Annotated in this window: 11 protein-coding genes; 7 read left to right on the top strand and 4 right to left on the bottom strand. The window is 62.6% G+C overall.

The window, feature by feature from the left end; translation table 11 throughout:
• Nucleotides 1-2 precede the first annotated feature (2 nt).
• The 4 genes from kdpB to ACZ0AZ_RS00625 all read left to right on the top strand — a co-directional run bounded on the left by kdpB (nt 3) and on the right by ACZ0AZ_RS00625 (nt 6,265).
• Complete coding sequence (kdpB, locus tag ACZ0AZ_RS00640; protein WP_463538552.1) at nt 3-2,060, top strand: potassium-transporting ATPase subunit KdpB; 2,058 nt, start codon at nt 3-5, stop codon at nt 2,058-2,060.
• Between the two features lie 128 nt (nt 2,061-2,188).
• Nucleotides 2,189-2,734 carry a potassium-transporting ATPase subunit KdpC gene (gene kdpC / locus ACZ0AZ_RS00635; protein WP_039759966.1) on the top strand — a complete coding sequence of 182 codons (546 nt, stop codon included), beginning with the start codon at nt 2,189-2,191 and terminating at the stop codon, nt 2,732-2,734.
• 132 nt (nt 2,735-2,866) lie between these two features.
• Nucleotides 2,867-5,518, top strand: coding sequence for a DUF4118 domain-containing protein (locus tag ACZ0AZ_RS00630; RefSeq protein WP_463538551.1), 2,652 nt, complete (start codon nt 2,867-2,869; stop codon nt 5,516-5,518).
• A 48-nt stretch (nt 5,519-5,566) separates the two neighbouring features.
• Nucleotides 5,567-6,265, top strand: a complete 699-nt coding sequence (locus ACZ0AZ_RS00625) for a response regulator (protein WP_310405723.1) — start codon at nt 5,567-5,569, stop codon at nt 6,263-6,265.
• Between the two features lie 124 nt (nt 6,266-6,389).
• Here the strand turns inward: ACZ0AZ_RS00625 and ACZ0AZ_RS00620 are convergent, their stop codons facing one another.
• Nucleotides 6,390-7,427 carry a patatin-like phospholipase family protein gene (locus ACZ0AZ_RS00620; protein ID WP_071173138.1) on the bottom strand — a complete coding sequence of 346 codons (1,038 nt, stop codon included), beginning with the start codon at nt 7,425-7,427 and terminating at the stop codon, nt 6,390-6,392.
• 214 nt (nt 7,428-7,641) lie between these two features.
• Between ACZ0AZ_RS00620 and ACZ0AZ_RS00615 the strand changes: the two genes are divergently transcribed.
• The 3 genes from ACZ0AZ_RS00615 to ACZ0AZ_RS00605 all read left to right on the top strand — a co-directional run bounded on the left by ACZ0AZ_RS00615 (nt 7,642) and on the right by ACZ0AZ_RS00605 (nt 9,818).
• Nucleotides 7,642-7,920, top strand: coding sequence for a hypothetical protein (locus ACZ0AZ_RS00615; RefSeq protein ID WP_016770894.1), 279 nt, complete (start codon nt 7,642-7,644; stop codon nt 7,918-7,920).
• Between the two features lie 105 nt (nt 7,921-8,025).
• Nucleotides 8,026-8,787: a CHAD domain-containing protein gene (locus ACZ0AZ_RS00610; protein ID WP_463538550.1), complete on the top strand. Its 762-nt coding sequence runs from the start codon at nt 8,026-8,028 to the stop codon at nt 8,785-8,787.
• A gap of 236 nt (nt 8,788-9,023) precedes the next feature.
• Nucleotides 9,024-9,818: an acyl-CoA thioesterase gene (locus ACZ0AZ_RS00605; RefSeq protein WP_129997318.1), complete on the top strand. Its 795-nt coding sequence runs from the start codon at nt 9,024-9,026 to the stop codon at nt 9,816-9,818.
• Nucleotide 9,819: 1 nt separating this feature from the next.
• On the opposite strand, the gene ACZ0AZ_RS00600 is transcribed toward ACZ0AZ_RS00605, so the two are convergent.
• From ACZ0AZ_RS00600 to ACZ0AZ_RS00590, 3 genes are all read right to left on the bottom strand, one after another.
• Nucleotides 9,820-10,185: a DUF962 domain-containing protein gene (locus tag ACZ0AZ_RS00600; protein WP_310405730.1), complete on the bottom strand. Its 366-nt coding sequence runs from the start codon at nt 10,183-10,185 to the stop codon at nt 9,820-9,822.
• 202 nt (nt 10,186-10,387) lie between these two features.
• Nucleotides 10,388-11,869, bottom strand: a complete 1,482-nt coding sequence (locus ACZ0AZ_RS00595; RefSeq protein ID WP_463538549.1) for a methyl-accepting chemotaxis protein — start codon at nt 11,867-11,869, stop codon at nt 10,388-10,390.
• A gap of 206 nt (nt 11,870-12,075) precedes the next feature.
• Nucleotides 12,076-12,882 (bottom strand): TatD family hydrolase, encoded by an 807-nt coding sequence (locus tag ACZ0AZ_RS00590; RefSeq protein ID WP_039759949.1) that lies wholly within the window; start codon nt 12,880-12,882, stop codon nt 12,076-12,078.
• Between the last annotated feature and the right edge of the window lie 205 nt (nt 12,883-13,087).

The raw sequence follows: 13,087 nt of genomic DNA, 5'->3' as shown, positions 1-13,087 counted from the left end.
TCATGAATATGCCTGCAATCAAACCCGCCGCCGTCAAAGCGCCGGAACACGCCAAAACCGCGATCTCGGCCCTGTGGCGCCCGGCGCTGGTGCAAGCCTTCGTCAAGCTCGACCCACGACAACTGGCGCGTTCGCCGGTGATGCTGGTGGTCGAACTGACGGCGATTTTCACCACTGTGCTGTGCTTCCTTCCGGATGCCGACGTGCCGACCTTCGTCGCCGCGCAAATCGCTCTGTGGCTGTGGTTCACCGTGCTCTTCGCCAACTTCGCCGAGGCCCTGGCCGAAGGTCGTGGCAAGGCTCGCGCCGACAGCCTCAAGGCTGGCAGCGAAGGCCTCAGCGCACGCTGCCGCCAGGCTGATGCGAGTTTCAAGATTGTCCCGGCCGCCAACCTGCGCAAGGGCGATGTGGTGCGTGTCGAAGCCGGGGAAATGATCCCCGGTGACGGCGAAGTCATCGAAGGTATCGCGGCGGTCAACGAAGCGGCGATCACCGGTGAATCGGCGCCGGTGATCCGCGAGTCCGGCGGCGACCGCTCGGCCGTCACCGGCAACACGCGATTGGTGTCCGACTGGCTGCTGGTGAAGATCACCACCAACCCTGGTGAATCGACTCTCGACCGCATGATCGCCCTGGTCGAAGGCGCCAAACGCCAGAAAACCCCCAACGAAGTGGCGCTGGATATCCTGCTGATCGGCCTGACCCTGATTTTTCTGCTGGTGGTCGTCACCCTGCAACCGTTCGCGCATTTCGCCAATGGCAACCTGCCGCTGGTGTTCCTCGTCGCGTTATTGGTCACGCTGATCCCGACCACCATCGGCGGTCTGCTGTCCGCCATCGGTATTGCCGGGATGGATCGGCTGGTGCGTCTCAACGTGATCGCCAAGTCCGGCCGTGCGGTGGAGGCGGCGGGTGACGTGCACGTGCTGTTGCTCGACAAGACCGGCACCATCACCTTCGGCAACCGTCGCTGCAGCGCAGTTTATGCCGCGCCGGGTGTGACCGGCCGTGAGCTGGCCGAAGGCGCGCTGTTCGCCTCGCTGGGCGACGAAACCGCTGAGGGCAAATCGATCGTCGAGTTCCTCCGTGGCCTGCATCCGCAACCGGAGCCGGCCCCGGATACCCTGACCGCCGTGCCGTTCAGCGCGGAAACCCGCTTGTCCGGCGTCGATTATCAGGGCCGCGTGTATCGCAAAGGCGCGGTGGATTCGCTGCTGGCGTTTCTCGGTCAGCAACGTAGCGATCTGGCCCCGGCGCTGGCGCGGGAAATCGACAAGATTGCCCAGAGCGGTGGCACGCCGTTGCTGGTCTGTGCTGACGGCAAATTGCTTGGCGCGATCCATCTCAAGGACGTGGTCAAGCCAGGCATCCGCGAGCGTTTTGCCGAGCTGCGCAAACTGGGGATTCGCACGGTGATGGTCACCGGCGACAACCCGCTGACCGCTGCTGCGATCGCCGCTGAAGCCGGCGTCGACGATGTGCTCGCCGAAGCCACGCCGGAGAAGAAACTCGCGCGGATTCGTCACGAGCAGAACGACGGTCGCCTGGTCGCCATGTGCGGCGACGGCGCCAACGACGCCCCGGCGCTGGCCCAGGCCGACGTCGGCATGGCCATGAACGATGGCACGCAAGCGGCACGCGAAGCGGCGAACATGGTCGACCTCGACAGCGACCCGACCAAGCTGCTCGACGTGGTGCAGATCGGCAAGGAATTGCTGGTGACCCGTGGCGCGCTGACGACCTTTTCCATCGCCAACGACATCGCCAAATACTTCGCGATTCTGCCGGCGCTGTTCGCCTCGATTTACCCGCAGCTGGGCGTGCTGAACATCATGCATCTGAGCAGTCCGCAGAGCGCGATTCTCTCAGCCATTGTGTTCAACGCGCTGATCATCGTTGTGCTAATTCCACTGGCATTGCGCGGCGTGCGGGTGCAGGCGGCGAGTGCGGCGGCGTTGCTGCGGCGCAATCTGCTGATCTATGGCGTCGGCGGGATTGTCGTGCCGTTCGTGGGGATCAAGGTGATCGACATGCTGCTTACGGCGTTGCATCTGGTGTAACGCTTTCGCGAGCAGGCTCGCTCCCACCTGAAACTGCATTCCCCTGTGGGAGCGAGCCTGCTCGCGAAGAATGCGCCACTGCTTATCTGACTCAACACAGTACTGTTTTCTGAATCGAGGATTCTGCAATGTCCACAACCCTACGCCCGGCCCTGACCCTGTTAGCGCTAATGACCCTGATCACCGGCGTCGCCTATCCACTCGCGGTCACCGGCATCGCCCAGGTCGCCTTTCCCGACCAAGCCAACGGCAGCCTGATCCACGACGCCGACGGCAAAGTCCGCGGCTCGTCGCTGATTGCCCAGGATTTCAGCGGTGACAACTGGTTCCACCCACGGCCATCCGCCGGGGCTTTTGCCACGGTCGCCAGCGGCGCCAGCAACCTCGCGCCAAGCAATCCGGCCCTGGCGACCCGCGTGATCGAAGACGCGCAAAAACAACAAGTCGCTGGGCAGGGGCCGGTGCCATTGGCCTTGCTGACCACCTCCGCCAGCGGCCTCGATCCGCACTTGCCACCGGCGGCAATTGCCTATCAACTGGCGCGTGTCGCGGCGGCGCGCAACCTGCCGGTATCGACTTTGCAGCAATTGCTCGACCAGCACATCGAACAACCGCTGGTGGGGCCGCCGGTGGTGAATGTGCTGGAGCTGAACCTGGCACTGCAAAACCTGTAATCGGCGGCGCGGCCATTCGCGAGCAGGCTCGCTCCCACCTTTGGAATGCATATCCATGTGGGAGCGAGCCTGCTCGCGAAGGCGCCCTGACAATCACCGCATAAATTTCAGAAGAAAGAGAGCATCCCCAGCATGAGCGACTCTGGCCGCGCCGACGCATTGTTAGCAGACCTGCCCCGTGATGGCCGTGGCCGGCTCAAGGTTTTCCTCGGCGCCGCCCCCGGGGTCGGCAAGACCTACGCCATGCTCCAGGCCGCGCACACGCAACTGCGCCAGGGCGTAAAGGTTCTCGCCGGCGTGGTCGAAACCCATGGCCGCGCCGAAACCGAAGCGCTGCTCGGCGGCCTGCCGCAGCAGCCGTTGGTGCGCAGCGAATACCGTGGCGTGCTGCTCGAAGAAATGGACCTCGACGGCTTGCTCGCGGCCAAGCCGAAGCTTGTGCTGGTCGATGAACTGGCTCACAGCAACGCCCCCGGCAGCCGCCACACCAAGCGCTGGCAAGACATTCAGGAACTGCTCGCCGCCGGTATCGACGTGTTCACCACGGTCAACGTCCAGCACCTGGAGAGCCTCAACGATCAGGTGCGCGGCATCACCGGCGTGCAGGTGCGCGAAACCCTGCCGGACTGGGTCTTGCAGGAAGCTTTCGAGCTGCTGCTGATCGACCTGCCGCCGCGTGAATTGCTCGAGCGTCTGCGCGAAGGCAAGGTCTACGTACCGGAGCAGGCCCGCGCCGCCATCGACGCTTTTTTCACCCAGACCAACCTTACCGCCCTGCGTGAACTGGCAATGCAGACCGCTGCCGCGCAGGTCGACAACGATCTCGCCCAAGGCTATCGCCAACTCGGTCAGGCCGCGCCGGCTGTGCGCGGGCGTTTGCTGGTCGGCGTCGATGGTGATGCGCAGGCCGAACGGCTGGTGCGTCACGCCAGTCGCGTCGCCCAGCGCCGGCATCTGCCGTGGAGTCTGGTGCATGTCGACAACGGCAGCGCTCGGGATGAGCAATCACGCTTGCGTCTGCAAAGCGCCCAGCAACTGGCCGAACGTCTCGGCGGCGAAGTGGTGCTGTTGCGGGCCGGCGAAGTGGCGAAAACCCTGATTCAGCACGCTGGCGAACGCCGCGCCAGTCTGCTCTTGGTCGGTCAGTCGCGGCCACGCTTGCGCCGTCGCTTGTTCGGCGGAGGCCTGGCGGCGCGCCTGCTGCGTCAGGCGCACGGTCTGGAAATCAACGTCCTCGACAGTGACCACGAACAGCATCAACCGCGCCCGCGCAATCCAGTGACGCTGGTGTGGTTCGATTACGCGCTGGCGCTGGTGGCGACGTTGTTGGCCAGCGCGTTGGCCTGGGCGGTGTCGAGCGTGTTGCCGCTGCCGAACATCTCGCTGGTGTTTCTCGCGGCGGTGTTGCTGGTGGCGGTGCGCAGTAGCCTCGGCCCGGCGCTGGCCTGTGCGGCGCTGTCGTTTCTCACCTACGATTTTCTGTTCATCCCACCGAATTTCTCGTTCAGCATCCAGCGCGAAGAAGACGTGCTGACGCTGCTGTTTTTCCTGTTGATGGCGGCGCTCACCGGCAATCTCGCAGCACGGCAGCGGCGACAATTGCAGGCCTTGCGCGATACCCAGGAAGAAACCAGCGAACTGCTCGACCTGTCGCGCAAACTCACCGCCGCGACCGATCGCCAAGCCGTAGTCAGCGCCGCTGCGCAACACCTCGAAGGCTGGAGCGATGTGCAATTGTGCCTGCTCAACCGCGACGGGCAGGGCGGCTGGAAGGTCGAAACCGGCGGACCGCTGCAATTCACCGAGGCCGAACGCGCCGCCGCCGATTGGGCCTGGCAACACGATCAACCGGCGGGCAAGGGCACCGGCACCTTGCCGCTGGGGCGTTGGTGGTGGTGGCCGTTGTCGGTCGAGGACGGGCCGCTGGCGTTGCTTGGTGTTTGCGCCAGGGAAGGCCAGAGCTTGAGCGGTCAGCGCCGACGTTTGCTCACTGCGCTGAGCCAGCCGTTGGCGCAAGCCCTGGCTCGCGCGCAATTGGCCGATGACCTCGAAGCGGCGCGTCTGCACGGCGAAACCGAACAGTTGCGCAGCGCCTTGCTCGCCTCGGTGTCCCACGATTTGCGCACGCCGCTGACGGCCATGCGCGGCAGTATCGATAGCCTGTTGGCTCTCGGCGAAGCGATCCCGCTGGAGGATCGCCGCGAGTTGCTCGAAGGCACCCGCGATGAGGCCGAACGCCTCGACCGCTACATCCAGAACCTGCTCGACATGACTCGGCTCGGACACGGCGCCTTGAAGCTGGCGCGGGACTGGGTATCGCCGGCCGATATCGTCGGCAGTTCGCTCAATCGCCTGCGCGCCGTGCTGGCGCCGCTGCAGGTCAGCACCGAAGTACCGGCCGAATTACCGCTGCTGTATGTGCACGCGGCGCTGATCGAACAGGCGCTGGTCAACGTGCTGGAGAACGCCGCGCGCTTTTCGCCCAGCCATGGTCGCCTTCAATTGCGTGCCGGCGCCGATGAGCAGGAGATTTTCTTTTCGGTCAGCGATGAAGGCCCGGGGATTCCCGAAGACGAGCGAGCGAAGATTTTCGATATGTTCTACACCGCCGCGCGCGGAGATCGCGGTGGTCAGGGCACGGGGTTGGGCCTGGCGATCTGTCAGGGCATGGTCGGCGCCCATGGTGGGCATATTTCCGTGGCTGACGGCATCGACGGGCGTGGCACCTGCATCACCTTGCACCTGCCATTGCAGGCGCAGCCGGGCATGGACGGTGAAGCATGAAGTCGACTGCGCTACTCTCTTGCGACTCTTTTGTGTTGATGTGAATTCATGAGCCAGACCGCGACCATTTTGGTCATCGACGACGAACCGCAGATCCGCAAATTCCTGCGCATCAGCCTCGCTTCACAGGGCTATAAAGTGCTCGAGGCCGGCACCGGTGCCGAAGGCCTGGCGCAAGCCGCGCTGAGCAAACCGGACCTGGTGGTGCTCGACCTCGGCCTGCCGGATATGGACGGTCAGCAGGTGCTGCGCGAGTTGCGCGAGTGGGCGACCACGCCCGTGCTGGTGTTGTCGGTGCGTGCCAGTGAAGGGCAGAAGGTCGAAGCGCTGGATGGCGGCGCGAACGACTACGTGACCAAACCGTTCGGCATCCAGGAATTTCTCGCCCGTGTTCGTGCTTTGTTGCGTCAGGCACCAGCGGGGGAGGCGCAGCCAGCGGCGCTGAGTTTTGGCCCGTTGACCGTGGATCTGGCTTATCGGCGCGTGCTGCTCGATGGCGCTGAAGTCGCCCTGACCCGCAAGGAATACGCCGTGCTCGCGCAACTGGCGCGGCATCCGGGGCGGGTGATCACCCAGCAGCAATTGCTCAAGGATATCTGGGGGCCGACGCACACCGAGGACAGTCATTACCTGCGCATCGTGGTCGGGCATCTGCGCCAGAAACTGGCGGATGACCCGACCCGTCCACGGTTTATCGTGACTGAGGCGGGGGTTGGGTATCGGTTGTTGAGTGAAAACAGCCTGTAGCTTTGTAGTGGCCGATCCGGCGCCTTCGCGAGCAAGCTCGCTCCCACATTTGGAATGCATTCCCCTGTGGGAGCGAGCTTGCTCGCGAAGAGGCCAGAATAAACACTGAAGGACTTTCAGGATTTCAACCCTGCTCCTGCTCATACCGATCCAGCGTATCACTGGCAATCTGTCTGCCCAGCGCGATCAACTCCGGCGCCTTGTAGAACTCGAAAAACCGGCACACCCGCTTCGGCACATTGATCAGGATATCCGGCGGATACCCGGCAATCTTGTACTGCGCCAGTGAAGTCTGCATCACCTCGAAACTCTGGTTGATCAAATCCAGCAGCGACGCCGGCCCGACGTTATCGATGATGAATGAACCGGTAGCGGATTTCGGCGCGCCCTCGCGTTCCGGGGCGGCGGCCGGTTGCTGGCTTTCCGGCTCGACGCCCTCAAGCCACGGATTGATCTCCGCCGCCTCTGCGCGCAGGGCTTCCTGTTCGAGCTTCAACAATTGCTCGGCCTGTTTACGGCGGAACGGCAACTTCGAACCCATGGATTTGATCAGACTGTCGAAGCGCGAACGAAACGCTGCTGGCCGCTCGATCACCGGCAACTTGTACTGCCGCTGGTTGGTGGCGTTGAGGTTGACCGCGATGATCAGATCGCAGTGACTCGACACCACCGGAACGATCGGCAACGGATTGAGAATGCCGCCGTCGACCAGCATGCGGTTGCCCTGCATCACCGGGGTAAACAGGCTGGGAATCGCCGCAGAGGCGCGCATGGCCTGGTGCAGGCAGCCTTCCTGAAACCAGATTTCCTGCTGGTTGGTCAGATCGGCGGCGACGGCGGTGTAGGGGATGCGCAGGTCCTCGATATTGATCTCGCCGACGATCTTGCGGATCTGCCCGAAGACCTTTTCACCGCGAATCGCGCCGAGACGGAAACTCACATCGACCAGGCGCAGCACGTCGAGGTAATCAAGGCTTTCGATCCAGCGCCGGTACTCATCCAGTTTGCCGGCGGCATAGATCCCGCCGACCACCGCGCCCATCGAACAACCGGCAATGCAGGCGATGTCGTAGCCGCGTTTTTCAATTTCTTCGATAACGCCGATATGGGCATAGCCCCGGGCGCCACCGGAGCCCAGCACCAGTGCGACACGCTTTTTCATCAAACTTCCTCCGGACAAGCCTGCACAATGCACGCATCGGCCAAGCGGCTCAATCGCCAAGGTCGTTGCGCGAAGCGGTGACGTCGTTTTTCGTTCGCGGCGCACGCTTGCGCGCTATGCTCTGCGCCACGTGGTTTGACCGGTCAGCGAGGCACTTTTTCGCCGCTTGACCGTCTTACCTGCACGACTGTTGACCTACCTTGAGGTGTGAGTGATGAAAGCCTGGATCTGTGTACCGTTGATGGCTCTGGTTCTGGCCGGTTGCGCCGGCAAAACCGCGTACCGCGACAGCTGCGGCAGCCAACTCGACGCGGCCTGGCACGAACTGGACCTGGCCAAGGCCGAAGGCTTCGCCGGCACCGTCAGCTATTCCAAAGCGCTGTCGCTGCTGACCGCCGCCAAGACCCAGCAACAATTCGAAGGCTTCGAAGGCTGCAGCAAGAAAGCCGAGAAAGCCCGTTTCTACATTCGCGAATCCCGCGCAGGAAGATAAAAAAGCAGCTGCAAGTTTCAAGCTGCAAGCGGCAAGCTCAAAGCGACCCCATGCAGCTTGAAGCTTGCAGCTTGCAACTTGAAGCTGTCTACGGAGTAGACCCCCATGATCGATCGCTTGGTGGCTCATGTGTTGAGCCTGGATGTGCGGCTGCTGGCCTGTCAGGCGCGCTTGACTGCGCGCACTGATCCGGAGGCGTTGCATGATTTGCGCACTACGGTGCGACGCTTGCGCAGTCTGTTGCGGCCGTTGCGCGGCTTGCCGGGTGTCGAGCAACTGGAGGCGGCGGCTTCGGCGGTGGGCGAGCTGACCACGCCGTGGCGTGATCGCGAAGTGCTGGCGGCGTATCTGCTCGAGCATGATCAGCCCGAGGCTGCACAGCGGCGTCTGGCGCAGATGGCCGAGGCGTATCCGGCGCTGGCGGCGAGTGCGGAATTGGCTTCGCTGCTGATGATTCTTGACGCTTTTCCACGCTTTTTGCGCGCGTCCCAGCGTCAGGGTTTGCTCAAGGATCTGGATAAACGCATTGAAAAACGCTTGGGCAAACAATGGCAGAAGCTCGACGCGGCGCTGCACGATCCCGCCCATGACCGCCATCGTCTGCGCCTGCTGATCAAGCGCGTGCGCTATGGCATCGAAGCCTATCCCGAGCTGGATCGCTTGCCGAAACCGGCTTACAAACGCCTGAAATCCGCGCAAGGCGCACTGGGCGACTGGCACGATTGCTGGCAATGGCTGGCGCGCGCCGAGCAGGAGGCCGATCTGCAACCGTGCGTGGCCACCTGGCAGGCAGGGTTGATCAAGGCAGAGCTGAAGGCCGATCGAGTGCTGGAGAAGCTCAGCGCGACGTGTTTCAAACACTCCTGAAGATGACTCCGTTCCCCTGTGGGAGCGAGCCTGCTCGCGAAGAGGCCGCGTCAGTCGCAATCGTTGTCGACTGATCGACCGCTTTCGCGAGCAGGCTCGCTCCCACAAGGTGATTTGTCGCTTGAAGGAATCGGGCCAAGGCCTATCTGTCAGCCCATTTGACCGGAATAGACGCTGCGCCGCCGCCCTGCGCTGGTTAAGATCCGCGCATCCCTTTTTCGTTTTCCGAGGTTGCCATGCGCTTTTGCGATCTGCTTGATGCTGTCCGCCAACAACCTGAAGTGACCATCCCCGCCGAATGGGGGCAGGGCCGGGCCAGTTTTGGCGGGCTGGTGGCTGCGCTGCAATTTGAAGTCATGCGTACCAGGGTGCCGACGGAGCGCCCGGTGCGTTCGCTGGCGATTACCTTTGTCGGCCCGGTCGAGCCGGAGGTGCCGGTGAGTTTCGAAGTCGACGTGCTGCGTGAAGGCAAAGCCGTCAGCCAAGTGTTGGGCCGCGCCATGCAGAATGGTCAGGTGGTGACGATCATTCAGGGCAGCTTCGGTGCCTCGCGGCCTTCGGAAGTCGCCGTCGAAGCCTACCCGGCGCCAACCATGAAACACTGGGACGAATGCCAGGAGCTGCCCTACATCAAAGGCGTGACCCCGGAATTCATGCGCCATCTGGCGATGCGCTGGAGCGTCGGCGGGATTCCGTTCTCCGGCACGCCATCGCGCTTGATGGGCGGCTGGGTGCGCTTGCGTGGGGATGTCAAAGAGGAGCCGGTCAACGAGGCGCATCTGCTGGCGCTTGTGGATGCCTGGCCTCCGGCACTGTTGCCGTATCTGAAGAAACCGGCACCGGGTAGCACGCTGACCTGGACCATCGAATTCGTGCAGCCGTTACACGACTTGAGCACGCTGGATTGGTGCCAATACCTGGCCGATATCGAATACGCAGCCGACGGTTACGGCCATGTCGCCGCGAAGCTGTGGAGTGCGAAAGGGGAGCTGATTGCCATGAGCCGGCAGACCGTAACGATCTTCGCCTGACTCAATGCCGACGGTGGCGCTCACGCCAGGCGCGCCACCAGCCACCGCTGAGAAAGAACCGCGGAAAGGTCAGAAACTGCTCGACCAGCAAACGTGACACGGCGTCTTTGCGATCACTGAACGGCTCGGAGGCTTGCGCTTCCAGGCTGTGGCCGTGGCGCTGCAGACCCAGCGCCGCGACAATCCCGATCACACCGATGGCGACGCTGGCCAGACTCAAGCTGAACACCCCCGACACGATCAACAGAAACGCCACAATGAACAGCGGCACGGCAATCAGGTGCAGGACCAGATTGGCCGGATGCTGGTGATTGCCCGGGTAGGCGCGCCATTGCCACGCGGGAAGGTTGGGGTGACGTTTGCCCATGTTTGCTACTCCTCGATCCATGTTGAACACATGCTTGAAGAATAGGCCCGGTCGCGGAGGGCGGCGAATCAAGGTTGGCTATTGAAGTGATAGCCGTCATCGCAGGATTCGATGTAGATGCCTCTGACGCCTTCGCGAGCAGGCTCGCTCCCACATTGATTCTATGGCGCATGTGGGAGCAAGCCTGCTCGCGAAAGCGGACTCACAATTTCAACTGACCTATCGCCTTGTTCAACTCTCCGGCCAACGTCGCCAGCTCATTACTGGTCGTCGCCGAATCCACGGTCTGCTGCACAGTGTTCTCGGTCACGTCACGAATACTCACCACCGCCCGGTTCATCTCCTCGGCAACCTGACTCTGCTGTTCCGCCGCCACGGCAATTTGCGTGTTGCTTTCGCGCATCTGCGCCACCGCCCCGTTGATTTCCGCCAGCGCCGCGCCAGCCTCCTGGGCCTGCTGCACGCAGTCGTCGGCCTTAAACGAACTCTCCTGCATGAAATCCACCGCATCGCGGGTGCCGGCCTGCAACGCGGCGATCATGCCGGTGATCTCGTCCGTGGACGCCTGCACGCGCTTGGCGAGGTTGCGTACTTCATCGGCGACCACGGCAAAGCCGCGCCCCATCTCCCCGGCGCGGGCCGCTTCGATCGCCGCGTTGAGCGCGAGCAGATTGGTCTGTTCGGCGATGCTGTGGATCACGCCGACCACGCCGTTGATCTTCTGACTGTCCTCGGCCAGCCGTTGAATCATTTCTGCTGTCTGCTGCACGCCGCTGGACAACCCGGCAATCGATTGCTGCACCCGCGCCACCACCTGCTGACCGCTGCCGGCGAGGCCGTCGGCGGTTTTCGATAGATCGCGGGTGGCGCCGGCGTGTTGAGCGATGTGATAAACGGTGGCGGTCATTTCGTTGATCGCGGTGGCAGCCTGGTCGGTTTCGCTCTGCTGACCGAGCATGCCGTGGCGCACATCGTTCATGCTCGAGGCCAGCCGCGCAGCCCCGTCATCCAGTTGTCGTGCGGTGTGGGCAACTGTGGTTACGACGCGTTGATAACCGGCCTGCATGGCATTGAAGGCATTGGCCATTTGCCCGACTTCGTCCTTGCCCACCAGCGGCACGCGAGCAGAGAGGTCGCCGGTTTTTTCAACGTGCAGCATCACGTCTTTCAACGTGTTGAGCTGGCTGAGCAGAAAGCGGATCAACAGTTGCGAAGCGCCGAGCATCGCTAGCATCAGGATGAAGACCGCCAGTGCATAGTTGGCGAAACGCTCGCTGAACACCTGACTCAGGCTTGGCGCGTAGGCAATAACCGCCACTTGCTCGCCGTTGGCCCGGCTGAACACCTCGGCGCCGATCAACGGGTTGTCGCCGAACAGCGGCATTTCATTGATGGCGTTCCAGCCGTTGCTGCCGCTGATTTCCAGCAGCGGTTGATCATTGAGACGCGGCGCTTCACCGCGCTTGAAGGTCAGCACTTGAGCGGACTTGGGCAACGGTTGCCCGAGCGGCCAGGCCTTGAGCAACTGCGCCTGCGCCTGCGCGGACACCTGCGCGGCGTGGCTGCGGGCCTGTTGTTCGAGATGTACGGCGTACAGTACGAGCAGCAGGGTGGTGACAAAGGCGACCGCGTTGACCGCCCAGAATTTGTATTTCAGCGAGATGTTGCTAAGCCAGGCACCCATGGAGGTCTTCTCTGATAGCGGAAACAGTTTTGGCAAGGTGCCATTATTGTGCCGCTATGCAGATTCGGGAGTTTTGATATGAATCAACAGATGCCGAGATCTATTTGGGAGCGAGCCTGCTCGCGAAAGCGCTGCGTCATTCAGCCCATTTGTAGCTGATCCACCGCCTTCGCGAGCAGGCTCGCTCCCACAGGGGACGTGTGCAGTCAGGGGAGAATGGGGAGTTTAAAGAACGCCCGGGCACACGCGGTGCTATGCGCGGCCAGCGCTTCCTCGGTCTCGCCACGGTGCAACGCCACCTCTCGCAGCACTTCGGTTAGATACGCCGGCTCGTTACGGCCGTTTTTCGGCTTCGGCCGCAACGTGCGCGGGAGCAGATACGGTGCGTCGCTTTCCAGCATCAGCCGTCCCGGCTTGATCTCTTTCACCAGCGGATGCAGATGCGTGCCTCGGCGCTCATCGCAGATCCAGCCGGTAATGCCGATGTGCAGATCCAGATCGAGGTAGCTGAACAGGGCTTTCTGCTCGCCAGTGAAGCAGTGCACCACCGCCGCCGGCAGTTGATCGCGGAAGTCCTTGAGGATCTCCAGCAGGCGCTGGCTGGCATCGCGCTCGTGCAGGAACACCGGCAATTGCAGGTCGACGGCCAGCGCCAGATGTTCTTCGAGAACCTTTTCCTGCTGCGGGCGCGGGGAGAAGTCGCGGTTGAAATCCAGCCCGCATTCACCTACCGCGACGACGCTGGATTCGTTCAACAGACTGCGCAGGCGACGAGCACTATCAACGTTCCAGTCGCTGGCCGAATGCGGGTGGATACCGGCGGTGGCGAACAGCCGTTGGCCACTTTCATCCAGTTGCTGGCACAGTTCCAGCGCCTGCTCGCTGCCATCGACGCTGGTGCCGGTCAGCACCAGTTGGCAGACGCCGGCGGCGTAGGCGCGGTCGAGCACGGCCTGGTGTTTGTCGGCGAAACTGGGGTTGGTCAGGTTGACGCCGATATCGATGAGTTGCATGGTGCTACCTCGGGCCGAAGGCCGGAAAGCATATCAGAGCTGTAGATTTATAAGAAAAGCCAAGAACTACAAAGACTTATGGCTGTCTGTTGAGGCCGCGAAGGACTCCGGGGTGGCGGCAATGCCATCACTGTGCCAGTCTCTCGCACTTTATCAGCGCTCAAAGCGCTCTGTTTTCGTCGGTGATGCCGTCTCTTTTGCGACG

The sequence above is a fragment of the Pseudomonas sp. AC239 genome (assembly GCF_979258545.1).
The sequence above is the reverse complement of the archived record's forward strand: the minus strand, read 5'-3'. Positions and strand labels throughout refer to the sequence as shown.

What these genes read in the sequence shown, in the direction of transcription:
- ACZ0AZ_RS00630 (WP_463538551.1), top strand. Translation starts at nt 2,867, where the DNA reads ATGAGCGACTCTGGCCGCGCCGACGCATTGTTAGCAGACCTGCCCCGT.
- ACZ0AZ_RS00620 (WP_071173138.1), bottom strand. Translation starts at nt 7,427, where the DNA reads ATGAAAAAGCGTGTCGCACTGGTGCTGGGCTCCGGTGGCGCCCGGGGC.
- kdpC (WP_039759966.1), top strand. Translation starts at nt 2,189, where the DNA reads ATGTCCACAACCCTACGCCCGGCCCTGACCCTGTTAGCGCTAATGACC.
- ACZ0AZ_RS00615 (WP_016770894.1), top strand. Translation starts at nt 7,642, where the DNA reads ATGAAAGCCTGGATCTGTGTACCGTTGATGGCTCTGGTTCTGGCCGGT.
- ACZ0AZ_RS00595 (WP_463538549.1), bottom strand. Translation starts at nt 11,869, where the DNA reads ATGGGTGCCTGGCTTAGCAACATCTCGCTGAAATACAAATTCTGGGCG.
- ACZ0AZ_RS00590 (WP_039759949.1), bottom strand. Translation starts at nt 12,882, where the DNA reads ATGCAACTCATCGATATCGGCGTCAACCTGACCAACCCCAGTTTCGCC.
- ACZ0AZ_RS00610 (WP_463538550.1), top strand. Translation starts at nt 8,026, where the DNA reads ATGATCGATCGCTTGGTGGCTCATGTGTTGAGCCTGGATGTGCGGCTG.
- kdpB (WP_463538552.1), top strand. Translation starts at nt 3, where the DNA reads ATGAATATGCCTGCAATCAAACCCGCCGCCGTCAAAGCGCCGGAACAC.
- ACZ0AZ_RS00600 (WP_310405730.1), bottom strand. Translation starts at nt 10,185, where the DNA reads ATGGGCAAACGTCACCCCAACCTTCCCGCGTGGCAATGGCGCGCCTAC.
- ACZ0AZ_RS00605 (WP_129997318.1), top strand. Translation starts at nt 9,024, where the DNA reads ATGCGCTTTTGCGATCTGCTTGATGCTGTCCGCCAACAACCTGAAGTG.
- ACZ0AZ_RS00625 (WP_310405723.1), top strand. Translation starts at nt 5,567, where the DNA reads ATGAGCCAGACCGCGACCATTTTGGTCATCGACGACGAACCGCAGATC.